This is a genomic window from Paenibacillus sp. FSL R5-0810, assembly GCF_038002285.1.
Classification (GTDB): domain Bacteria; phylum Bacillota; class Bacilli; order Paenibacillales; family Paenibacillaceae; genus Paenibacillus_AQ; species Paenibacillus_AQ lactis.
Map to the genome: position 1 here is coordinate 1596204 of NZ_JBBOCF010000001.1, position 24042 is coordinate 1620245.

General features: G+C 48.8%; 21 protein-coding genes and 1 pseudogene. 16 read left to right on the forward strand and 6 right to left on the reverse strand.

Annotation, left to right across the window (positions count from 1 at the left end; all coding sequences use genetic code 11):
- Positions 1-30: 30 nt before the first annotated feature.
- Positions 31-912 carry a helix-turn-helix domain-containing protein gene (locus tag MKX76_RS07210; RefSeq protein ID WP_144872942.1) on the reverse strand — a complete coding sequence of 294 codons (882 nt, stop codon included), beginning with the start codon at positions 910-912 and terminating at the stop codon, positions 31-33.
- Positions 913-1326: 414 nt separating this feature from the next.
- Complete coding sequence (locus tag MKX76_RS07215; RefSeq protein WP_213615683.1) at positions 1327-2367, reverse strand: NAD(P)-dependent alcohol dehydrogenase; 1041 nt, start codon at positions 2365-2367, stop codon at positions 1327-1329.
- Between the two features lie 211 nt (positions 2368-2578).
- Between MKX76_RS07215 and MKX76_RS07220 the strand changes: the two genes are divergently transcribed.
- Positions 2579-3124, forward strand: coding sequence for a TetR/AcrR family transcriptional regulator (locus MKX76_RS07220; RefSeq protein ID WP_007128120.1), 546 nt, complete (start codon positions 2579-2581; stop codon positions 3122-3124).
- Between the two features lie 353 nt (positions 3125-3477).
- On the opposite strand, the gene MKX76_RS07225 is transcribed toward MKX76_RS07220, so the two are convergent.
- Both MKX76_RS07225 and MKX76_RS07230 read right to left on the reverse strand, forming a co-directional pair.
- Positions 3478-6282, reverse strand: a complete 2805-nt coding sequence (locus MKX76_RS07225; protein ID WP_341033317.1) for a DUF7507 domain-containing protein — start codon at positions 6280-6282, stop codon at positions 3478-3480.
- Between the two features lie 16 nt (positions 6283-6298).
- Positions 6299-8032 carry a DUF7948 domain-containing protein gene (locus MKX76_RS07230; protein ID WP_210094839.1) on the reverse strand — a complete coding sequence of 578 codons (1734 nt, stop codon included), beginning with the start codon at positions 8030-8032 and terminating at the stop codon, positions 6299-6301.
- Between the two features lie 95 nt (positions 8033-8127).
- Between MKX76_RS07230 and MKX76_RS07235 the strand changes: the two are divergent.
- Positions 8128-8249, forward strand: a pseudogene (locus MKX76_RS07235) (ABC transporter permease); the annotation flags it as partial.
- 77 nt (positions 8250-8326) lie between these two features.
- On the opposite strand, the gene MKX76_RS07240 reads toward MKX76_RS07235, so the two are convergent.
- Positions 8327-8872, reverse strand: coding sequence for a DUF3995 domain-containing protein (locus MKX76_RS07240; RefSeq protein ID WP_251534762.1), 546 nt, complete (start codon positions 8870-8872; stop codon positions 8327-8329).
- A 206-nt stretch (positions 8873-9078) separates the two neighbouring features.
- On the opposite strand from MKX76_RS07240, the gene MKX76_RS07245 reads away from it, so the two are divergent.
- From MKX76_RS07245 to MKX76_RS07255, 3 genes are all read left to right on the forward strand, one after another.
- Positions 9079-9579, forward strand: a complete 501-nt coding sequence (locus MKX76_RS07245; protein ID WP_251534763.1) for a DinB family protein — start codon at positions 9079-9081, stop codon at positions 9577-9579.
- A gap of 329 nt (positions 9580-9908) precedes the next feature.
- A complete protein-coding gene (locus MKX76_RS07250) occupies positions 9909-10697 on the forward strand; it encodes a CPBP family intramembrane glutamic endopeptidase (RefSeq protein ID WP_251534765.1) in 789 nt (262 codons plus the stop codon).
- Between the two features lie 73 nt (positions 10698-10770).
- Positions 10771-11151, forward strand: coding sequence for a DUF6463 family protein (locus MKX76_RS07255; protein WP_340900483.1), 381 nt, complete (start codon positions 10771-10773; stop codon positions 11149-11151).
- A gap of 180 nt (positions 11152-11331) precedes the next feature.
- On the opposite strand, the gene MKX76_RS07260 is transcribed toward MKX76_RS07255, so the two are convergent.
- A complete protein-coding gene (locus MKX76_RS07260) occupies positions 11332-12363 on the reverse strand; it encodes an alpha/beta fold hydrolase (RefSeq protein ID WP_341033318.1) in 1032 nt (343 codons plus the stop codon).
- Positions 12364-12507: 144 nt separating this feature from the next.
- Here MKX76_RS07260 and MKX76_RS07265 point away from each other — a divergent pair, with 144 nt between their 5' ends.
- The 11 genes from MKX76_RS07265 to MKX76_RS07315 all read left to right on the forward strand — a co-directional run bounded on the left by MKX76_RS07265 (position 12508) and on the right by MKX76_RS07315 (position 23294).
- Positions 12508-13407, forward strand: coding sequence for a LysR family transcriptional regulator (locus tag MKX76_RS07265; protein WP_007128114.1), 900 nt, complete (start codon positions 12508-12510; stop codon positions 13405-13407).
- Between the two features lie 162 nt (positions 13408-13569).
- Positions 13570-14484: a class I SAM-dependent methyltransferase gene (locus tag MKX76_RS07270; protein ID WP_341033319.1), complete on the forward strand. Its 915-nt coding sequence runs from the start codon at positions 13570-13572 to the stop codon at positions 14482-14484.
- Positions 14485-14572: 88 nt separating this feature from the next.
- Positions 14573-15475: an RCC1 domain-containing protein gene (locus MKX76_RS07275; RefSeq protein WP_007128112.1), complete on the forward strand. Its 903-nt coding sequence runs from the start codon at positions 14573-14575 to the stop codon at positions 15473-15475.
- Between the two features lie 416 nt (positions 15476-15891).
- The gene (gene yhfZ / locus MKX76_RS07280; protein WP_007128111.1) at positions 15892-16809 is read left to right on the forward strand and encodes a GntR family transcriptional regulator YhfZ; all 918 of its coding nucleotides are present in this window, start codon (positions 15892-15894) and stop codon (positions 16807-16809) included.
- An 18-nt stretch (positions 16810-16827) separates the two neighbouring features.
- Positions 16828-17172 (forward strand): PRD domain-containing protein, encoded by a 345-nt coding sequence (locus MKX76_RS07285; protein ID WP_007128110.1) that lies wholly within the window; start codon positions 16828-16830, stop codon positions 17170-17172.
- A 27-nt stretch (positions 17173-17199) separates the two neighbouring features.
- The gene (locus MKX76_RS07290) at positions 17200-17556 is read left to right on the forward strand and encodes a DUF2620 domain-containing protein (protein ID WP_007128109.1); all 357 of its coding nucleotides are present in this window, start codon (positions 17200-17202) and stop codon (positions 17554-17556) included.
- Between the two features lie 31 nt (positions 17557-17587).
- A complete protein-coding gene (locus MKX76_RS07295; RefSeq protein WP_007128108.1) occupies positions 17588-18883 on the forward strand; it encodes a YhfT family protein in 1296 nt (431 codons plus the stop codon).
- Positions 18884-18895: 12 nt separating this feature from the next.
- Positions 18896-19828, forward strand: coding sequence for a phosphotriesterase family protein (locus MKX76_RS07300; RefSeq protein WP_341033321.1), 933 nt, complete (start codon positions 18896-18898; stop codon positions 19826-19828).
- Positions 19825-20931: an aminotransferase class V-fold PLP-dependent enzyme gene (locus MKX76_RS07305; protein ID WP_251534771.1), complete on the forward strand. Its 1107-nt coding sequence runs from the start codon at positions 19825-19827 to the stop codon at positions 20929-20931. Before MKX76_RS07300 ends, MKX76_RS07305 begins: the two co-directional genes overlap by 4 nt.
- 4 nt (positions 20932-20935) lie before the next feature.
- A complete protein-coding gene (locus tag MKX76_RS07310) occupies positions 20936-22099 on the forward strand; it encodes a YhfX family PLP-dependent enzyme (protein WP_341033322.1) in 1164 nt (387 codons plus the stop codon).
- Position 22100: 1 nt separating this feature from the next.
- Positions 22101-23294, forward strand: coding sequence for a phosphopentomutase (locus tag MKX76_RS07315; protein ID WP_341033323.1), 1194 nt, complete (start codon positions 22101-22103; stop codon positions 23292-23294).
- Positions 23295-24042: the final 748 nt, after the last annotated feature.

Below are 24042 nucleotides of genomic sequence, written 5' to 3' on the forward strand. Positions count from 1 at the left end.
TTTTGAAGACTCGATAGCAGAATATTGCGGTTAATCGAAGAACAGCTTACGATAAGCAAGGCTGTCGACTCCGCTTCGAAATTCTCCCGGCGTGAGCCCCGTCAAGTTGCGAAACGATTTAATGAAATAACTACCGCTGGAATAACCAATCCGCTCGGCGATGGTCTCCAGGCTAAGGCCGGTTCCCCGAAGCAGCTCCATGGCTTTTTCGGTGCGGATACGAGTTAAGTAAGCGCCGGGCGTCATGCCCGTGCTTGCGGAAAACCGGCGGATCAAATGGTATTTGGATAGGGATACATGCTCAGAAAGCTGGTCGATGCTGATCATCCGTGAATAGTTGAGCTCGATGAATTCAGCTGCGCGCCTTACGTTCTCCGGCCAGTTCTCCCGGTTCCGCAGCGTTGTGACGTGCATTCTGGTCAGTTCTGTCATAAACTGATAGACGCAAGACGACGCGATCAGGGGATCGGAGATTCGGCCTGCTCCCGCATCGGCCACAATGATTCGAGATAAGCGGACTGGCGCACTATCTACAGGCAGATAAGGGACTTCCCCGGCCTCGCGCAGGAATCTGCGCCAATGGGGGAGAATGAGATTGGGCCGGAACAGCAAGAAGATGAATTCCCAAGGCTCGTTCGACTCCGCGGGGTAATAGTAGCGATGGGGGCCCGGAATTTCGGCGAGAAAAGCCTGTCCGGCGGTGACGCGGTGCGTCCGGTTCCCGGATTCATATACGCCTTCGCCAGAGAGGGTATATTGGAACAGCAGGAGAGGGCCATCGGCCCGCTCAAGTCCGTCCCAGCGATAAGAAGAAGTTGTGATCGAATCATAGCCGGCAGCAAATAATACGCACAACTGGAGCTCCTTATCTTCGGCGAACCGAAAGCCGTAAGTACCCTTGGGAATGTCCATAATCGTCCTCCTCGCAGGGATGATGCAATAATAGTTAGAGCGGTGTGTAAAGAATTTGATCCGCGTCCGGATTGAAGTGTATAACGATCTTGATTCAGTATAAAATCCTATCGGATTTGGATTAAACTTTACCTCAAATGCGATTATATAATAAATGATAAATGCCGAGAAAGCAGGGCGATGGACAGCGCTTCATTTTTGGCGGTAATTGGGGTATAAGCAGGTATGAATGGCTGGTCACCAAATGGGGCTGGCCGTTTTTAAACATGGAAGGTACGAAAATGCTGCGTACCAAGAACGTTGCAACATTGAAGTCTCTAAATACCTCCTGTCTTCAAACAAAATGCCCCCAAGAAGCTTGGGGGCATTTTTAATAATAAGGATATGAGAGAGTTAAGTTAACACATCCATTTCTCACATCGTGCTAATGTCAATGACGAATCGATACTTTACGTCTGAAGCTAATACACGTTCGTAGGCTTCATCAATTTGGTCCGCTGAGATCACTTCGATCTTAGGAGAAATGTTATGCTTGGCACAGAACTCTAACATTTCCTGAGTCTCTTGAATACCTCCAATCATTGAGCCCGCGAACGAACGGCGATGACCGATGAGCGACATTACGTTCAGCGACAACGGTTCTCCCGGTGCACCAACATTAACCAAAGTGCCGTCAAGCGTGAGCAATGAGAAATAGGCATCCATGTCGATCTTTGCGCTCACCGTGTTAATGATTAAATCGAAGGTTCCCGCAAGTTTCTCGAATGTTTCCGGGTCGCTAGTGGCGTAGTAGTGATCCGCCCCCAATTGCAACCCATCCTCTTTTTTCTTTAAGGATTGCGACAGAACGGTGACATCGGCACCCATGGCATGAGCAATTTGGACAGCCATATGGCCGAGACCGCCCATACCAAGTACAGCTACCTTCTTACCTGGACCAGCACCCCAGTGGTTGAGCGGCGAATAAGTCGTGATCCCTGCACAAAGCAATGGGGCAGCCACATCAAGCTCAATGTTATCCGGGATTCTGACTACAAAGTTCTCAGTAACAACAATGTGGGTAGAATATCCGCCTTGTGTTGGCTCGCCGTATTTATCAACGCCGGCGTAGGTGGGGATATTTCCTTTAAGACAGTATTGTTCTTCTCCTTTACGGCAGTTCTCACATTCGCCGCAGGAATCCACCATGCATCCAACCCCAACCCGGTCGCCAACCTTGTATTTTGTAACCTCTGCGCCTACACCCGTGACAATTCCCGCGATCTCGTGTCCAGGAACGAGCGGATAGTTTACAGGTCCCCATTCACCGTGAGCCGTATGGATGTCAGAATGGCAGATGCCGGCATATTTGATTTCAATCAGCACATCATGCGAATCAAGATCTCGTCTTTGGATTTCAGCAGCTCGAAACGGTTTATCTGGTCCATCTACAGCTCTTGCTTTAGCAGTAATCATGAATAAAACCTCCTATGGTATAACATGTTGAACCTCTTCTTGATCAGTAAAAACCACGACGATTGATGTATTCACGACATCTGTCTATAATTTAAAATATACGAATGTTGAAAACAAGACATATAAATCGTTAATTTTATCGATTTTATTGTTTAAACAACAAATTCATAAAAATTGTCGATGATCTTTTGAAAAGTATGAGGTGGTATACATGGCGAAGGTGGATCGGAGAATTATTAGAACTCAAGAAGCCATTAAAAAAGCATTTCTTGAATTGATGGCCGAAAAGGATTTCGACAGCATTACGATTCAGGAGATCTCGGACCGGGCAAATATTAACCGTGCGACGGTTTATCTTCATTATATGGACAAATTTGATTTGCTGGATAAGGTCATCGAAGAACACATCAAGAATATGAGCGATATTTGCGAAGCGGAAGCCGATTTGGATTGGATTGAAGGAACGGTTCACTGCATGGAATATCTTGAACGAAATTATTTATTCTTTTCAACGATGCTGGCGAGTGAAGGAGCCCGTTATTTTCGCAGCCGGTTTGTTCAACATCATATCGAGGAGTTCAAAAAAGACGTGGATATCACCAAAGGTAAAAATCTTGGTCAAAATGAAGATGTCGTTGTTGAATTTGCAGCGAATGCTTATGTTGGCGTTGTGGAATGGTGGATCAAGAATAAGATGCCCTATCCACCGCGGATAATGGCAGAAAAAGTGGGGGATTTATTAGAGAGAATTATTTAGCTGTATGGGTTCGCCGAGACGAAGAGGATTCAAAAATGGATGCATGATGAAGAGCAGAGCCGCTCAACGCGACATCCCACCGTTTTAAGCAATTGAGCCGGCTTCTTCGTACAAGCCCTCGTGCCCTGTACCAATGATATTTGCCCGACTTTATGTAAAAGCCAATAATTGCGTGCTCCCGAAGCTTCGCGTGTACCGGGGGTTATATTAGCTATAACGATGTAAGCCCTTATCTCGTGTGAGTCAAGAGCTTACATCGTTAGCAATGAGTGAGCACTCAGAATCGTTAGTAAGGTATCCAACTCATCTATATGACTCAGAGGGAGAAGAGCTGCTGGACGCTTTGGGCGAGCTTATTCCTCTTCCTCAGCAATAACCCGGACGAGCGCCGATGCATTCCTTGTCGGTCCATTGTCCGAAGTCAAAGTTACCGGGCTTGTTATAATAGTATCTTCTTCAACATCCGGCAAAATAAACGGAATACGAATATTTTCATCTGCACCGATGTCCAGTTGCTCGAGTCGTACCTGAAGGTTGAAGAGCGGTGCGGTCACTACGACATTTCGAAGGACCACATTTCCCGTATTTTGAAAGAAGATGAAGAAATGGACGAGTTCACCCGGTCTTCCTATCGGACGGTCCACCGTTTCGGTTAATATGACATTCGGCAGCAGCTCGGTTACGATATCGACCGATGCCGTCTGCAGCGGAGATTGGTTCGAGAAAAGAACAACGTTGTTCTGGAAGATCTCGCCTCCCACAGAGGTCGCAGGAATCGTAAACGGAAGCGTAAAGACCCGCGTTTCACCCGGTCCCAAGGATGGGATAACGACATTGAAACCCAGGAGAAAATCAATAACGCGCACATCCGTCAACGTTCGGTTTGGAACATCCGTCAACGTTACATTCGATACGTTTGTAACTCTGATCGTTTTATTAACTACTGATCCCGGACTGGCTGTAGGCGGATCGGCTACGACGTTAATGTCAACTAGCGTGGAAGGCAGAGCTACTACAACGCGCGTTTCGCTAAATATCGGAGAGGACACCGGATTTTCCGGCCAGCTCACGGTGACGCGGTTCGCAAATACGGTCCCCTGGAGTGCGTTTGTCGGTATTTGGAAAGTAAACATCACGACTTCTGTTGCTCCCGGCGCAATGACTGGGATCACGACCACGGTTCCGGTCAAGGAATCGACGACGGTAACGCTGGTTGCAGGATTGCTGCCGGTGTTCGTTACTTCAACCGTATAGGTTACCGTTTCACCCGTTGCGGCTACACTGCGGTCCGGCAGCTTGGTTACCGTCAGTGTCGTCGTGGCGCCGGGTATGGATACAACGACAACCTCGGCTTCAGCGGTTTGCAGCGGTGTCTGGTCTGAAACGGCCGTAAAGCTGTTCGTAATTACGCTTCCGTTCGCAGCATCAGCGGGTATCGTAAAGGAACCCGTCCGGGTAATCGTTCCGCCAGCAGGAATGAGGGGTATCGTCTCGCTTAGGCCAAGCAGCGGATCGCTCAGGACGACATTGGTCTGTGGCTCGGTAAGGGTATTTGTCACCGTAAGGGTAAACACAACCGTATCGCCCGGTGCCGCAACGGCAAGATCTGCCGTCTTGGTGAGCGCAAGCCCAATTGCCGTTACCGTAACGGTTGCCAAGACTTGCTGCGATCCGGTTTGCGTGGATTGAACGGTGAGCTCGTTCATGATATTTGATCCCGGCTCAGCATCCAGCGGGACCGTAAAAGGAATAATAAACTCGCGTCGTTCGCCGATGGCGAAACTTTCGATCGTCTCGGCAAAGCCGAGCGATGGGTCCTCAAGGACAATACTGGTTAGAGGGACATTGCCGATATTATCGATGACAATCGAGTATTGGAACGTCTGGCCCGGCATGACGGAAGTCACGGAAGGGATCTTTCGTACGCCGAGCTGCGGCGCTTCAACGACCAGTACGTCAAAGCTCGATGTGACGCTTGGTGCCTGATCACTGGTGGCCATCGCCGTATTGGTGTAGGTCTGTGAAGGTGTCTCCAGCGGTACGAGAAACGGTACCGTAAGCACTTGGGTCTCACCAATGGCGAGACTTGGCACCTGGATCTCGCTAACGATCGTATCATCGGTAATGATGATATTGTTCAAGTCGGTATTTCCCGTATTGGTAACTTCAAACGAGAATTGAATGGTTTCACCAGGTAATACCGATATACGGTCCGCGGATTTCACCAGACTGAGCCGCGGCGCAGGAAGCACCTCAACCACGGTTCCCACCGTTTGCGGTGTTGGCAGATTATCGGCCGTAATCTCGGTCCGATTTGCAATCGACAAACCAGCCGGCTGTCCGGGAGGAATTACGAAAGGCCAATCAATCGTGAAACTGGAGCCTACAGGGAGCGTGCCAATCAATTGATCCAGTCCTAGCAGCGGATCGACGATCCGGACGTTAAACAAATCCACATTCCCAAAATTGGTAAGCGTAATGGTAAACACGACGGTTTCACCGGGAGCGGCCGAAGATGGATTCACTGTTTTCGTTGCTTCGAGTATGGGATTTTCCGTAACGAAGATTTCAGCTTTTGCAATGACCGGGTCCCGTACTTGATCTGCTCTAACGAACACTTCGTTAATGATAAAGCCCGGAGGAAACTGATCTGGAACAAAGAAGGGGAGAGGAATGACGAACGCTTCAAACGGATTGAGAACAGGAAGTATATGAAAAAAACCAAGGAACGGATCTTCAATGAATACATTGGTAAGCGGAATGCTGCTTTCATTTATGACCTCTATAATAAATTCGACTACTTCTCCCGGGCGAACTTCGAATCGGGTGGCGAATTTATTAACAAATATAGTAGCTTGCTCCCCGAGCTTTGTAATAAACGCATCACTCACCCCGTTGAGGAAAGGTTGTAAGGTGAAGGAAGACACCGGATAGTCGAAGGAGAACGTTTGGCCGGTAATATAAATCTGATTATTCAAGTCCACGGCTATTCCGTTGCCGATGTCGGTCGAGCTGCCACCCAAATAGGTGGAAAATTCAAGAAACGAGCCGGTAGGATCGAGAACCGTGACGAAAGCGTCGGTGGTGCCGAAGAGGGAGAATTGAATCGCGTCACCGGTCAATGGATAATCCGTAGACGTTGTTTGTCCCGTAATCATAGCACTGCGCGCCGAATTAATGGTGATGGCAAGGCCCGTATTGGAGCCGTTCCCCCCCGATCAGCGCGGAATAGATGAGACCGGTTCCCGTGGGGTTCAGTTTTGTAACGAAAGCCCAGGCAGTCCCTAGAGGCGTGACAAACGATCCGGACGTCGTCGGAAAATCGGGAGAGGCCGATAATCCGGTAACATAAGCATTACCCGCCGTATCGATCGTAATATCACGCACAACATCGCTCAAACTGCCGCCCAGGAAAGTTCCATATACGAGCGCGGTTCCCGTTGGGTTGAGCTTCACGACAAATCCGTCGACATCGCCTTGAGTGCTTGTTTGAAACGCCCCAGGCGTTGTCGGGAAATCCGAGGCTACCGTCTGACCGGCGAGGTAAGCATTGCCGAAGTCGTCCACGGCAATACCGAAGGTGTCAGTTGTTCCCAAGTCTCCCCCCAAGTAGGTCGAGTATATCAACCCCGTTCCATCGGCATTCAATTTTGTTACGAACGAAGTTGGTGAAATGGGTTTGATAGTTCTAAGAGCACCCGGGGTCACCGGGAAATCGCTTGACATCGTGTGACCGGTCACATACGCGTTGTCAGAAGTATCGATGGCAATGTCGAATCCTGTATCTTCTGCGGAGCCTCCCAAATAGGTGGAATATACGAGCGATCCGCCATCAGGGCTTAATTTGGTTACAAACGCATTACTGCTAGTGAATACGGCCGTGGTTTGAAAAGCACCGGGGGTTGTCGGATAATCGCTGGAAAAAGTGGTGCCGGTAATGTAAGCATTCCCGGCGAAGTCAATGGCAATGCTTCTGCCCGTATCCGAAGCACTTCCTCCGATGAAGGTAGAATAGATTAAAAATGTTCCCGAAGCATCGATCTTGCTGACAAAGACGTCATCCGTTCCTTGAAACGACACCTGGAAAGCCCCTGGTGTCACGGGGAAATCGGCCGAGGCTGTAGTCCCAGTCACATAAGCCTGCTCGAATTCATCGACCACAATGTCCATGCCATCGTCAATGTCCGATCCGCCAAGATAAGTCGAATACAAGATGACCGGATCAATGACCAAGGGAAGTTCACGGTCATACGCTTCGATCATTTCGAACCCGATCCGACTCCTGCCTTCCTGTCCGGATTCCACGACATATCGGCACCCCAATTCCTTACGTACGCCGTCTACTTCCTGGTAGGCGATGGGTTTCTGATCAATAAGCGTACCATAAGGCGTGATCAAGAGCAGATTGCCTTCCTCGTCGAGTTGAACCTCGTCTGAGCCGCTGCATACCAGCTGAATATCCTCCACCCGCGCACCCGGACTTAGCAGCCAGTCAAATTTGAGCTTTCCGCCACTTCCTTGGATCACGGCGTCGATACCTGGCCATAGCTCCCGGTATGCCACTCCCCGATACGTATCGACATGCGTAATATGACGCTTTGGATCATTGCCGCGAAAATAATGAAACTTGCCCTCATCCTTTGACATCCCTTCAAGCCTGGATGTCTTCCCTGGGGATTCGAAACGCCACGCCAATACGACGCCGCTCATCGTTCGCTCCGCTTCCGTGGAATCGGACTTGTAGAGCGTCAGCAAGATTCGATCCGCCTCGAATGAACCGCGCAATCCCGAATCTTGCGCGAAATAAAGCGTGTTTGGGTCGAATTGACCGACATTTTGCGTGAACAAGAGCGGCAGCTTTCCGTAGGGAAGAATGCTTTTTCTTGAACCGGATTCTAATACGCTCAACGAAATAAACTCCTCTCAAGACATTTATCATTAGGGTATGAACATCCTGTCTGAAAGGTTCAATTGAAGACTTTCCATATGTATGGGATTATTGTTCGTCTGCGGGGATTCTGACTTGGCGTACGAAGCCGGTATACTCTTGTGGTTTGCGCTGGCCCTGACTTGGGTGGCGGCGATCGCCGGACTATCCGGAAAATCGGTGGATGGCTCAAGCGCCTGTTGAGAAAAATTCAGTGATGGAGATAAGGAATTCCAATGAAGACTATATTCTTGAAAAAGGGAGTATTCGTTAATTCATTTGCGAAACGTACTTGCCCCATTCCGGCTGGCAGCGTTACCAGCTCCCGCCGTCCGGCCGGCAAAGAAATATAACAGCCCGCCCAGCATCCAGAACGGCTCCCAGAAGAAGAGTCGCCACCACGCCGAATAAGAGTCAATTGCTGGCAAATCCAGAACTTGGGCCAGCACGAGCAGCACTGCTACGAAGTTAAATAGCCCATAGAGGACAAGAAGTACTCCGCCCACCATGGCTGCGATTCGGAAAACTGCTAGGACCAGACTGTTGTTCCATCTGATCTTTAATGCGAGTAATAGAAGAGCCCCTGCAACCTTGGCCACCCCCGTTAACCATACGATGAGAATGAAGCCGCCATCGCGCAAATCGGCTTGACGCGAAATTTCCGGCCCGAGCGTATGGACCCCAAGTTTGCCGCCACTCGCCCAATAAAAGCTCATCAAGGCGAACAGTAAAGACCAGACGATTCCCCAAGTGATCGGCCATCGCTTTTGTTGAATGGACATATCGACACCGCCTTTCAAGGATGTTCGTTCGTGATTCATGATTCGTCGTGCTGCGAATATAAAAAAAGCTATGTTAAAAATTCCGAAGTCCATACTTACACAAATACTATCCAATGATGAAAGGTTAATCAATAAGGGTTTCGAAAAACGAACTGATCAACATAGCAAATGAAAAGAAATATCAAATCCACTTCTGGAATAGCATTAAAATGAATTGAGCTTGACGTTTTGGAAAGATGATGCCATTGAATTATTCGGAACTAATCGATTTTTACAAGATCAATCTGCAGCAGTATTCCATCGACCAATTAAGACATATATCTGAACCAGGAGTATGGTCTCTCGGTCAAATGTATGATCATATGATCCTCACAGCTCTCGATTACCTTGTCCAAGTCCAAAAATGCGCATCCTCGAGTGAAGTGCAACCCCAAGGAAAGACAGAGGCTGGCGCACAATTGTTTTGCGCCGGTTCATTTCCTCCGATAAAAATCAGATTACCGGATGGACCTGAAAATACCCCAAGTAATTCCGAAACCGTGGATGAACTCATTCAAGGACTCGATACGGTGCTTAAGGGAATGTATGAATGGGAGGAGAAGGCAAATGCAATAAACCCCAATTATAAAGTGAGGCATGAAGGGTTTGGGTGGCTTAACGCACGGGAGTGGTTCGATTTGGTCGGTATGCATTTCCGCCATCACTTACGCCAGAAGGCCGAACTGGAACAAAAACTGGAGCTTTGATATTAATGTGAAGGGGGGGGTGAAGCGGGTTATTCAAGGTAACGAATGAAGCGGGCGAAGAGGGCATATTTACAAAATAACTTCTGCATACAACATAGCAGCGCTAATTGCATCTTGACAATGCTACGAAAACGTATTAAATTGTGTGCAGGGCTTACTACGAAATCGTAATAAAAAGGCCGCCAATCAGGATAGAGTCGCCAAATCGTTCAATGACCGGCAACGCGTCAAATCATCCGGTGAAGATCAGAGTTAAGGAGTAACTGCCCCCAGCGGGCTAATCATTATTTGTAAATACTACGAATTCGTATTAAAAGAGGTTGCATGTCATGAATGTAGAACGTTCATTGAATAGGTCGCCACGAACATTTTATGTATTGGTTTTCGCCCTTTCGATACCATTTTGGCTATTTGGTTCTATGCCGGTTAAATGGCTTCCAATGAATCTTCCTGTCAGTGCACTTATGTTCTTCTGTCCAATGGCAGCCGCATTGATACTCACTTACCGAGAAGAGGGAGAAAGTGGCGTACGGAGGTTATTGAAACGAATATTCGATTATAAGCGAATCAAGCAGAAGAGCTGGTATTTACCCATACTATTTTTGATGCCAATGATCATGTTACTGTCATATTGGTTCATGAGCTTGATCGGGCGATCGCTCCCCGAACCGAACATACCTTTTCTATCGATACCGATCCTTGTGCTAATGTATTTCATTGCAGCTGCCTGCGAGGAAATGGGCTGGATGGGATATGCCGTAGAGCCCATGCTAAACCGTTGGAACGCACTTACCACCAGCATGATCATGGGGACGTTGTGGGGGATATGGCACTTGGTTCCATATATTCAAACAAACCATAGTGTAACGTGGATCGTATGGCAGTGCTTCACGGCAATCCTGCTTCGAATCCTCATGGTATGGCTCTATAACAACACCGGAAAAAGCATTTTTGCGATAATCTTGTTCCATGCTTTCGTAAACGTCAGTATAACGGTATTCCCCGATAATGGTTCACATTATGACCCGGTCATAACGTCAGCTTTTTTGGTAATCACGATTGTAAGCCTATTGTTTTTTTGGGATCCTAAGACCTTAAATCCTTATCGCACCCATTGATGCTTTGAAATCTGTTTGAGGATAAAATCATGTTTGAGGATTGCTTGGAGCGAAATAGGGAGGCGAGTGGGTTATGAAGAAAGGAGGGGGCACTATGATAAGTGGGATAAAGCGCCATGTTGGAATAATGCTTATGTTGACGGGGTTGCTCCATGTTATTTTTGGACTATTTGCTTACACAGGTCAATTACAGCCCATCGTTACCGAAGGCTTGTGGAGTACGGTGGCTGATGATCAGTGGGATCGTGGAACCGCGTTCTGGTACATGATGTTCGGCTTTCTGCTAATGTTGCTTGGCTATATGGTAGATTGGCTGATTAAAAAGAATGGAATCGCTCCTCCCGCAATTTTCGGTTGGATCCTGCTGGTTATCTGTTTGTTCGGCGCCATCGTAATGCCGGCTTCGGGTTTTTGGCTTGGCTTGCCTCAGGCATGGTTATTATTACGAAAGTGATGTGAAGGGCGAATCAAGTTTATGTCCGGATGGAAATTGGCGACATATTCAGCTAACCGGCAAAACTGTCCAACTAGTACGAAATACAAAAAAAGAGGTCGACCAGAAAATCTGGTGACCTCATCCTATGATCTTCGGGCAAGATCATTATCTCTTAAAGGAAACGACTGAAGAGTAGTATCAATTGTCGAACGACCCGTTCGTCCGCAGCGCCAACAAGCGCTTAAGATTGTCATCAATCCATTCATTATCGGCACGGTTGATGCCGCGACCGGCAAAGTGTCCCCAGATCGACTCGATCGGATTAAAAACTGCATTAGGCATACGCTTAGCCTCGTATTCGTTATCGTCCGCCGTGCAGAAGAGATCCGTGCTCCCTGGCATGACGCAGGCGAGTGCTTGAATGCTTCTGAGCGCCTGATCGAAATCTCCGTTATAGGATGGATTTGCACTAATATCTGCATTCTGACCTGTCCATAACATGGCCAGAACATTGTGCGGATCCATCTGCATAAAGCTCTCTTCCCAAAAGCCAGCCACAAAATCGGCTAATGTATCAAATCCCAGCTCACGATAAAGTTCCTCTCTGTAAAACGCCTGCGATAAGCCCCATCCCGCATATACACGGCCAACGGCACGCATGTCTGCAGCAGTCAACTGGTTAAGTTTACTTAAATCGAAGCGAACTGCGGCCATAAGTGCAGCCTTCATTCCTTCCAAGACGACATACGTTTGAGGCCAAGTCTTTGCAACACCGGCGAAGGGAGCAATTCGCTCCACCATGTCGGGATAACTTGCTCCCCATTGGAAAGCTTGAATGCCTCCCATCGACCATCCAACGACGAGCGCGATTTTTTGAATGCCGAATTTTTCGGTCACCAGCCGATGCTGGAATTGAACGTTATCATAGATGGTTACCTGCGGAAAATTAGCCCGGTCGAATGGGGGTGGCGTGTTGCTGGGAGACGAGGATAACCCGTTGCCGAGCAAATTGGGTACGATAATGAAATATTCTCGCGGATCTAGTGCCATGCCGTTTCCAATCAACCATTCATTCTGAACATGATGGTCGCCAAATGCCGTTGGATAGACGATGACATTATCCTTTTTTTCATTCAATCGTCCGTAAGTCTTATAAGCAAGAAAAGCGTTCGGTAACGTCACGCCGGACTGCAAGGTAACGTCACCCAAATCAAATATTTCATAATCCATCGAATTGTTTGCTCCCTTCAAAATGAAACCATTTATTAAGAATGTAATTCTTGTTGTTAGTATAGTTCCGTGATACTCTCAATAAAAGTGAATGAATTTCAAAGCTATATTCAATCATATTGAAGGTAAAAGGGGGAGCGTATGATGGAATTGCGCCAACTGAACACGTTCCGCACGGTGGCATCCACCTTAAATTTCAGCCGGGCAGCGGAAGTGTTGAACTACGTCCCCTCCAACGTAACGATGCAAATGAAAGCATTGGAGGAGGAGCTGGGGGTTCGTCTCTTTGACCGCTTGGGCAAGCAGCTCGTTCTTACAACTGCGGGTAAACGCTTTTTGAGTCATGTCGAAGGCGTGCTAAACCAATTGGACGAGGCTCGCAGTGTTGTTCATGACAATGAAAACTTAAGCGGCACCCTAACGATTAGCGCCAACGAGGTGCTTTGCGCCTATCGCCTTCCGGTTGTCTTTCAGCTTTTTCGTTCGCGCCATCCGGGCGTGCGCCTCATCTTCCGCTCCGTTCCCAATCAGGAACTCAAGCAATCGCTCTTTGAGGGAACCGCTGATGTCGTCTTTATGCTGGACGAACCCATTCGCTCAAGCGGACTTGCGGTGGAGCCGTTGCTGGAAGAAACGTTCCGCTTATTCGCCGCTCCGGACCATCCGCTCGCACAACGTACGGTGCTGCAGCTGGAGGATTTTCACGGAGAAGTGTTCCTGACGAATGAAAAGGGCTGCCCCTATCGAACCATGTTTGACCGATCATTTGAGAAAGAGGGCATTGATAGTATTACGTATTTAGAGTTTCAAAGTGCTGAAGCTATTAAACAATGCGCAATTACGGGAATCGGCATTGCCTTTCTTCCTGAAATCGTCGTAGAAGCCGAGGTTGAACGGGGTGAGCTTGTTGCTCTTCCATGGCAAATTCCGGACTTGCACGTGTATACACAGATGCTATGGCATAAAGACAAGTGGCTTTCACCGATCATATTATCCTTCATCGAGGCAGCAAGGGAGGTTATTGCGGTAGAGGAGGAGAACTAATACATTTAGCTTAGGGTGTTGAGACCCGGCGTGGAGCGGGGGTGTGAGTAAAATGCTTGACAAAATAATTTATTTATGCTATAATTTACATTCTTAATAATATGATTTACAATAAGATTCTCCTGGCCAGGGGAATCTTATTTTTTTATGGGAGAACAAAGCATGAAACAAAATGAATCCAGTATAACGTCCTTGATATCGGCTTTTGGCCGGTCATATCATAGCAAATATGACACACCGATAATTTTTGATGATTTTATCGCGAACCGTTTGATATCCGAAGAAGAATTCTCGGCAATCAGTAACAACATGATTAATGGAATCCAGTTTATCAATAGTGAGATTGGGCAACAATTTAAAGATAGTCCAGCGGAAATATTGAAATGGATCACACAGATCCAGCTTTCCCCAGTTTCCTTAGCACGCTCCGCCTATTGTGAAAAAGTATTACTTAACGAAATTATGCTTGGTGTAAAGCAGTATGTCATACTTGGAGCTGGCCTAGACACATTTTGTTTCCGATATCCGGAGCTGGAGCACAGCTTAAATGTATTTGAAATCGATCACCCAGCTACACAGGAAATGAAAAGGAAGAAGCTGGAGGCCGCAGAACTCCATATTCCGAGTAATCTTCATTTTGTTTCAATAGACTTTACTACTAAGTTTCCCTATGAATCCTTATTAGACAATGGATTTAAAAACCAAAAAACGTTCTTTAGCCTTTTGGGTGTCTCTTATTATCTAACGGAAGAGGAAAATGCATCCTTGATTCTTCAATTATTTGCCAATGTCCCATCTGGAAGTTCTATTGTTTTTGATTATGCGGATGAGAATTTCTTTATAGAAAAAGGAAAGTTTAATAGAGTTGAAAATATGGTGAAAATGGCTTATGCAAGTGGAGAGCCGATGAAATCAAGCTTTTCTTATCAAAAAATTGAAAAATTACTGGAAAGATCCGGTTTATTGATTTATGAACATCTATCGCCAACAAAGATCCAAGAGCTTTTCTTCCGTGATCGGACGGATTATTTATCTGCTTTCGAGACCATTCATTTTATCCATGCCGTAAAGAAATAAGATGTGCAGCTCTGAAGCCCGATTGCGACATTTGCCTGTAAAGAGACGTATTACAGTAGAATAATTCTTGTGTTCAAGGAGGCAAAACATGGAGTACACTTCACCGAAAGAAGCGGTGCTAAAGGTGAAATGGTGGCCTAAACATCCCATAGCCGCTGGGCGTCGTCATACCGTTGGTCTTCAATCGGACGGCACGGTGACGGCTGTGGGGGACAATAATGATGGTCAATGTGAAGTAAGCGGCTGGCGCGATATTGTGGCGGTTGCGGTTGGTAATGTTCATATGGCGACGAACACGGGCAGAGCTCATACCGTGGGGCTTAAATCGGACGGCACCGTGGTAGCAGTGGGTTGGAATAAGCATGACCAATGCAATGTAAGCGGCTGGCGTGATATTGTGACGGTTGCAGCAGGTTGGCGTCGTACCGTCGGGCTTCAACCGGATGGCAAGGTGGTGGCAGCGGGTCGGAATGATGAGGGGCAATGCGATGTTGGCAGCTGGCGTGATATTGTGGCAGTAGCGGCGGGGGACTGGCATACCATCGGTCTTCAATCGGACGGCACGGTGACGGCTGTAGGTAATAGTCGTTATGGCCAATGTAATGTAAATGAATGGCACGACATTGTCGCGGTAACAGCGGGTTACCTTCATACCGTCGGCCTAAAATCGGACGGGACGGTGGTAGCCGTGGGCTTGAATAGGCATGGCCAATGCGATGTAAGCGATTGGCGCGGTATTGTGGCGATCGCGGCGGGAAGCTATCATACGCTCGGCCTTAAATCGGACGGCTCGGTAACGGCTGTGGGTATGAATGAGCACGGCCAATGCAATGTAAGCGGCTGGCGGGATATTGTGGCCGTTGCGGCGGGCTGCACTCATACGCTCGGTCTTAAATCGGACGGCTCGGTGGTTGCTGCGGGTGGAAATAGTAATGGCCAATGCGATGTAGGCGAATGGCAGGGCATCCAACTGCCTGGCAGATCGTTCTGAGGTATCCATTACGTGGTGAAGAAAGGGGTCGGGGTTTTTATTTGAAAGTCGCATAATATGCGGCTTTTTTTTATCTACATTGTCCGGTTTTTGTTGAATCCAGTTTGTCTACTGTCAGCGATGTCAGCTACATCTGATGATGTTATATATAATGACAACAAGTGAAACTTTCTGAAAATAAAACATAAATAATTACAAAAAAAAGAGTCGATACAGCCCCTGTTCCCCGGATGAACGTTCAAAAACCCGCATGAAAACGCATTACATTCGATGTTGATCCAACACTTCCCGATAACGATGTGAAATAAGTTGACTTAAATTCAGAAAAAAGTATTGAAGTCCCTGTAGCACGATGATATGATGTCATCAAATACAAAATACAGAATATTGTATATTGAGGAGGTGAACCGGGTAACTTGATTCAAGGATTGAATTCCAAAAGCAGCGTGGTTTTAAAAAACCTAGCGGAAGAGCTTCTCTTTATTGAACTGGATTCCCGTATTCCCCGAATTGAGGAGCTGTCGGGTAAATACGGCGTTGGCCGCGGCACGATTCAAAATGTTTTGAAAAAAATGGAGGAAAGCCAATGTATTTCGCTCGAGTCCAGAGGGCATCTAGGCACCTTTCTCCGAAATAAGAACATGGACCTGCTGCTTCAATGCTGCGGGGTGAGCAGTATCATCGGCGTTATGCCGCTTCCTTACTCCCGTAAATACGAGGGATTGGCAACGGCAATGCACGCAAGCTTCGAAAAAATCGGCATCCCTCTGCACTGTGCCTTTATGCGCGGTGCGACCGTTCGTCTGGACAATGTCATTGATGGTCGATATGATTTCGCACTTGTTTCCAAATATGCCGCAATGACGGCGATCCGCAAATCCGAAGAACTCGTGATTGTAAAGGAATTCGGAAGCGGTTCATACGTTTCGCGTCATGCGGTAGTTTTTGCGGAGGAAACAAGCGGGATCCAAGACGGGATGAAAATCGGAATCGACAGCTACTCTATTGACCAACAAGTATTAACGAATCTTGAAGTTAAGGGCAAGGATGTCGAGCTGATCAACCTGAACTATATGCATTTGCTGGAGCATTTAAAAGCCAAGTCGATCGACGCAATGGTATGGAATGTGGATGAAATCGACAACGGTTCATTCTATTTGTCCGAGCTGTCCTCCAAGGAAGCGTTGGAAATGGACAAGGAAATGAGTCAGGCTGTATGCGTCGTAAACAAAAACAATAAGAAAATGGAGTTTATGTTCGATCAGATATCAACCGATCATGTCATGCAGATCCAGAAGCAGGTGGAGCGTGGCGTGCTCATTCCTAAATACTGACAGGGAGTGTGGAGAAGCGTGAGTGCTTTGAGAGAACGACTGGATATATTATTTTCTACCAACACGATTACACCTGGCGCCATGAAGCTGTGCGAGGCAACGATTGAAAGATTCGTACAGCCGGACAATGAGAAGAAATACAAAAAGCTGGTGACTCATCTGGGGATGGCCGTTACCCGGATCGAGCGCAGCGAGGAGCTAAATGCTCCGCCTGAGGAGATTATGCAGGAAATCAGACGTTCTCCTCATTTTGCCCAAGCTGCAGAAAACGTAAAGTGGATCGAGTCCCAAATGGACGGCGAGCTTCCGGATGAGGAAAGACAGTACCTGATCATGCATTTCGTTAACGCTTCAGAAATCTAAAAAACAAACGAAAAGAGGAGAATTGTCATGAAAATCGTGATTGGCGGGCAAGTGGAAAAGAAAGAAATTGAAGCTTTGGTCAAACAGCATGGCGGAGCCGATGTGGAAGTAACCGTTAAATCGGATCTGGAAGCTGCAATGGCTCTGAAGATGGGACAAGCCGATTACTACGTGGGCGCTTGCTATACCGGAGGGGGCGGAGCTTTGGCCATGGCCATCGCGATGGTAGGCAAGTCGAATTGTGCTACGATTTCCATGCCGGGACAGCCGCCGACCCAAGAGAAAGTCGATCAGGCCGTCGCGCAAGGCGCTAAGGCATTCGGCTTTACCGGAGACCACAAAGAGAAGGCAGTAGAATTTCTTATGAAAGCACTTACCAAGTAAGCGTTACGTCAAATGATTAGGGGGACATCTTATGCTGGAAGCTTTGTTGTTAATCGGGCTAGGGATCGTGACTGCAATTATGGCCAACTTGGGGATCGCCGTATTTAATGACGGTCTTAGACCGATCGTCCCTGAGAATCTGGAAGGGCGGATGAGCCGGAAGGAGCTGGGCGTCACCGCTTTTGCCATGAGCTTCGGGCTTGTGATCGGTTACGGGATCCCCATTTCGATATCAGGAAGCATTTTGCTTATCCATAGCATTCTACTCGGGACCGATATCATCGGGTTGTCTTTTAAACGAGGCAAATTGAGCACAGCTGCTGCCGGAGCGCTAGGGGGCGTATATGGCGCGGGTATCTACTTCGGGCTTCAGGCAGTTGTGAAAGCGTTTGAAATGCTTCCGCTTAATTTTATTGACGGATTCAACAAAATTGGCGAGCCCGTCGTTGTATCCTTTATGGTATTTCCCGCCCTGGCCATCGCGCTTCAATTTTCGATCAAAAAAGGCGTCATTGCTTTTCTGGTGGCGGCATTGGCCAGACAGCTCGTTGTTTTCAGCAATACAAAAGGACTTATTCAAATTGACGGAACGCCGGTTGTTTTGAGTCCGGAAGGCATCGCGTTGATCGTGGGCATGGCGTTTCTTATCACGTTTGCGATGAAGGAAAAATCCGAGGATCAGAGCCTTTCAACACTTGCCTCCATGTTTACGGATCGCGTGACGCGCATTAAAAAGTTTTCGTGGATCGTCATGATCAGCGGCGGTTTAGCCGCGGCAGCCACCAATCTTCTATTAATTGCCGGCGATCCGATCTCGCTGAGCCTGCTGGCTGACGGAAAAATCTCGGAAGGCGGCATTGCCTCCCTGGCCAAAGCCATTGGATTTGTCCCGCTGATCGCCAGTACGGCGATCGCTACCGGCGTATTCGGCCCAGTCGGGTTTACGTTCGTATTCGGAGTGGGGATATTTTCTCCGAATCCGCTCGTTGCAGCGCTGCTCGGCGCCCTTGTCATCTTCCTGGAAATTCAGTTATTGTCCAAAATGGCCAAATTTCTGGATCGGTACCCGGGCATCCGCGCCTCGGGTGAAAGCATCCGGACTTCGATGACCCGCGTTCTTGAGGTCGCGCTTCTGATCGGGGGAGCGAATGCAGCCAATGCCATCGTGCCGGGGCTCGGTTACTTTGGAATTGCCGGCTTCTATCTGTTGAATGAGGCGGCGGGACGTCCGATCGTTCGGATGGCCGTAGGTCCTGTGGGAGCTATCGCTGTCGGTATCCTAGGGAACATACTGGTTCTGCTTGGATTGTATACACCACCACAGTAAGGAGAGAGAGAAATGTACATCCAGACCGTACTTGGGCCCATACAACCGGAGAAGCTTGGCGTATGCGCCTGTCACGAGCATCTATACGTGGATCTGAGCCGTATTAAGAAGAATGAAGATACCTGCCTGCAAGATACGGGGCTTGTCTTGGATGATCTGAAGAGCTTTTATGCCTATGGCGGCCGGGCCATCATCGAGGTTACCAATGACGGAATGGGACGAAATCCGCGAAAGCTTGCCGAGATCAGTAAAGCCTCCAATATTCATATTGTTGCGAGCACCGGGTGTTATAAAGACCCTTTCATTCCTGATGATAAGCTGCGCTGGAACCGTGATCAATTCGCCGAGTGGATGATTCGAGAGATTCGATCCGGCATCGCGGATACGGGAATTAAGCCAGGGGTGATCGGCGAGATCGGCAGCAGCCTAAACGAATTCAAACCGATCGAGACGGAGTTGTTCCACGGAGCGGTCGCTGCGGCAAAGGAAACGGGGCTTCCGTTATCTACGCATACAACGCTGGGGACCTGTGCTTTGGAGCAGATCGAGCTGTTTTCTGCGGAAGAAATGCCGCTGGATCAAGTAATTATTGGCCATCAGGATCTGAACGAGCAGGATGAAGTGGTGCTCGAGGTGCTGAAGGCAGGCGTTTACGTTGCAATGGATACGATCGGCAAGGAAAACTACCGGAGTGACAACGCCCGCTTGGAATCCTTATTGAAGTTTATCGAGCACGGATATGAGGACCAGCTCCTATTGTCCACGGATCTGACGCGTAAATCGCATCTGCGCGCGTTCGGCGGACAGGGTTATGACGTGGTGTTAAGGTCTTTCGTGCCTGCCTTGCGCGGGCGGGGAATCACGGATGATGTGATCAACAAATTGCTGGTGGGCAATCCGCAGCGGGCTTTCAGTATTCGAAAGGCGGGTGACATGTCAGCATGAAATATGAACAATCGGTATTGAAAAACCGCACGATGGAGCAAGCTCAGCAGCTGCAGTTTACATTGATCGATGAAATTACGAGAGAGTTTGCGAACAACGAATTTTTCCAAGTCGGCGATGTGGGGCTGCATCCGGAGTTCCACAGGCCGCTTGTTACGGCCCGCGTCGAGAGGGTGCTTGCCCGTACGTTTGGAGGCGAGCATTGCGCGCTGGTGCGGGGCAGCGGTACCGGCGCGATCCGGGGAATTTTAAGCGTGCTGGTCGAACCAGGAGATTCGGTTATCGTACACACCGCACCGATGTATACCACGACCAAGGAAACCTTTCGTTTAATGGGACTGCGGCAGTCCCCAGCCGACTTTAATGACATGGATGCCGTGGCGAAGCTGCTCGAGAACGATCGGACTTCCAAGGTGTTTTATGTACAGCATGCGCGGCAGCAGCCAGCGGATACGTACCTTCTCCAAGACCTGATCGCGCTTGTTAAACGGAAGCGTCCCGATTTGCCGATCGTGGTCGATGATAACTACTGCGCGATGAAAATGCTTGGAATCGGTTCGGAATATGGGGCTGACTATTCTACATTCTCCGGATTTAAGCTGATGGGTCCCCAAGGGATCGGCGTGATCATCGGCAAGCGGGAAGGGATCGAGAAGCTGCACGAGCGCAACTACTCCGGCGGAGGTCAAGTGCAAGGTTACGAAGCGCATGAGCTGCTGCGCAGCATGGTGTTTGCCCCCGTCATGCTGGCGATTCAAAACGAGCAGGTGGAGAAACTGTGCCGACGTTTGGCTGCAGGAGAAGTGTCAGGCATCAAGGAAGCGTATATCACGAATTCGCAGTCCAAGAATGTCATTGTTGAACTGGAGCAGCCGATTGCGTCGGCGGTTATCGAACGCGCATCCTATTATGGAGCGGCCACTTATCCGGTAGGGGCGGAATCGCGCTTTGAGCTGGTGCCGATGATATACCGGGTATCGGGAAGCTTTCTGGAGAGTGAGCCCAAGCTCAAAGAATACGGTCTTCGCATCAACCCGATGAAAGCATCGGCAGATACGGTTATCCGCATCTTAGAAAATGTTCTGCAGGAATTTAGGGGGTAACTGCATGTTTGTAGATATGACTTTACAACGGAATGAGGGGTTGATCCGTGCGGCGGCGATCCTTCACCAGAGGGGGGAGATACCGGCCAATACGTATGTGATCGATGCGGATGGACTCATGCATAACGCCCGCGCTCTGTCTGATATGGCGGAACAGTATGACATGAAGCTCTATTACATGACCAAACAAATTGGCCGCAGCGGTTATGCCGGTAAGCTGATCGAGCAATGCGGAATCAGGCAAGCGGTGGCGGTGGACATCGATGAGGCTTATGCCCTGGCCGAAGCCGGGTGCCGCATTGGCAATATCGGGCATATCGTACAGCCGAGCAAAAGCCAATGGGCGGATGTGCTGCGCCAGATCAAGCCCGAAGTGGTAACCTTGTTTTCTCTGGAACGGGCGGTCCAATTGTCGGAAGCCGCTGTGGCACTTGGACAGGTACAAGATGTTATTCTGAGAGTCATCCGTCCCGGCGATGCAATATTCCCCGGTCAGTTCGGCGGATTTTTGCTCCATGAGCTTGAGCGGCTCCTGCCGGAGCTGAGGAAGCTGCGGGGAATCCGAATCGTGGGGGCGACCAGCTTTCCCGTGCTTCAGATCAACGCCGAGAACACGGATTTTGACATTACGCCGAATCTGGAGACGCTGCTGACCGCTGTGGAGACCCTTCGGATGCACGGCATAGAGATTCAGCAAGTGAATGCTCCAAGTGCGACCAGCTGTCACACCATCCCGCTGTTGAAACGCCATGGCGTCACGCATGGCGAGCCCGGCCATGCACTGACAGGCACGACCCCGCTGCATGCATACAACGATCGGCTTGCCGAAATACCGAGCATTGTATATGTATCGGAGATTTCTCATATGGACGATGAGTACGCCTATACGATTGCCGGCGGATTTTATCCGCGGTCGCATATGCATCAGGCGCTTTACGGTTCGACCTCGCGCGACGTGACTTCCCAGAAGGCGAAGGTCAGTCAGTACTCTGCGGAAAATATCGATTACTACGGATGCTTGGAGCGGGAACAGCCGATGGAGGTCGGCGATACCGTGATCTACGCGTTCCGTACGCAAATTTTCGTAACCAGAGCTCATGTCGCTTTTGTAAGAGGAGTGAACAGCCATAAGCCGGAATTGGTTCATTTCCAGAAAAGAGGGATGTAACATGGGAAAACTATCCTTACTCGTACTCGATGGATTCGGTATTGGCGCAATGAAGGATTGCCGGACGCTTAAGCCGGAGGATGTGGATGCCCATACGTACAACCATATTCGGGAAACGGTGCCGCTTGCGATTCCGGTTCTGTACCGTTTAGGGCTTGGCAAGCTGGTAGACGATACCGGCGAGCCGCTCGGGGCCTATGGACGGAGCAATCTGGCTCATTATGGGGCCGATACCTTCATGGGGCATCAGGAGCTGATGGGCAGCAAGCCCGGAATGCCGGCCAAACGTCTAATGTCAGAGATCGGACCAAGAATCAGGTCTGCTCTTGAGGCAGCCGGGTATCGAGTGGAGCTCCCCGTTGCGGGTGCAACGGTTCTGCTCGTGGAAGGCGCGGTCGTTGTGGGCGATAACCTGGAATCCCAGCTCGGCAACATTATCAATGTTGTTGGAGATTTGAATAAGCTGCCGTTTGATGAGGTCGTGAAGATCGGAAAAGTCGTTCGTGCCCATGTGGACACAAGCCGGGTGATCGTATTTGGTAATATAAAGACAGATATCGACACGATTTTATCGGTCGTGAGGGAAAAACACCCGGGCCAATGGGGGGTGGACGCGCCCAAGGCCAATGTTTACGGCGAAGGTTACCAAGTGGTGCATCTCGGCTATGGGGTAGAGTTTGAAAAACAATTCGCTTATATGGCCGAGAGAAGCGGGCTGCCTGTTTATCGCATCGGAAAAACGGCGGACGTCATTTCGGCCAACGGTTTCAACGATCCGGTTGTGGAGACGAAAGACGTCCTGGCAACCTATCGCCGGAAGTATGTGGAGGCCGAGGAAAATGCCATTTTCCTCGTTAATGTTCAGGAGACCGATCTTGCCGGTCACAAAGAGGATTGCCAATGGTATAAGGAAGTGCTGGAAGCATCGGACCGGTTCCTGGCTACCTTCATACCCGAGATGGGAGAAGATGATATGCTCATCATTACGGCCGATCACGGCAATGATCCGACGATCGGTCACTCCAACCATACGCGGGAGCAGACGCCGATTCTGATCGTCGGCCAGCAAATTAAGCCGGTATTCATCGGTGAACGGAGCACGATGGCGGATATTGCAGCCACGATGGCGGAATATGTCGGGATCGGAGCTCCCGAATACGGGACCAGCTTTTTGCCATTGATCCTTAAACGGTAAGCTTGGTCCTGCGAGCGTCGACGCTGAGCATCGTGCAGCGGTAATCATTACCGGCGCGCCGGTAGAGGCACCCGGTAAGGAAGGCCATCGTCGCCGATCCACCCTTCTGCGAAGCGATCTGAAAGCTCGATATTGGCAGTGGGAATTTTTCAATAACAACACCAAGCTCAGTTAATTACACAGAATGCTTCCTCTCGGAAGCATTTTTGTGTTTTGTGGGCACCACCTAGTCAGGTTATAAGCTATGATGCTCTCTTAAATATGTGCGTGAGAAGTCGCCTTTTAGATGGGAAGGGAAGAGGTTAATTCAGGGTTCGGCAGAGAGTATCTGGGAGTGCTCGGCATCCTCAATGATCGGTTACCTGCAGTAGATCAATATTTGATATAATGGATGAATATGGATTAATACTGGCAATGAAGCAGAAGGGATGTGATTGCAGCAGGTTGGCTGCGTGATGCGGCTATCCCGCAAATTAATGAATGATTGATTTATTTGAGCGTTTGGATTTTGGGTTACTGAAATAAGAAACCAAGCCATCGAATGCGGAAAAAACGGATGTGCATAGATAGAGCCAGCGCGCACTCATGTTTTTTAGTAGATTTGACCGTTAGTATGGTTGGGAACTCGGCGCTAGTTCTGCATGAATGAGATCAAGATTTTTCTTAAGCTAATCAATCCATTCCGCTATTTGCGGACGATTATATTCTCGCAACTGCTTCAATAGAGGAATATCTACGGAAGTACATA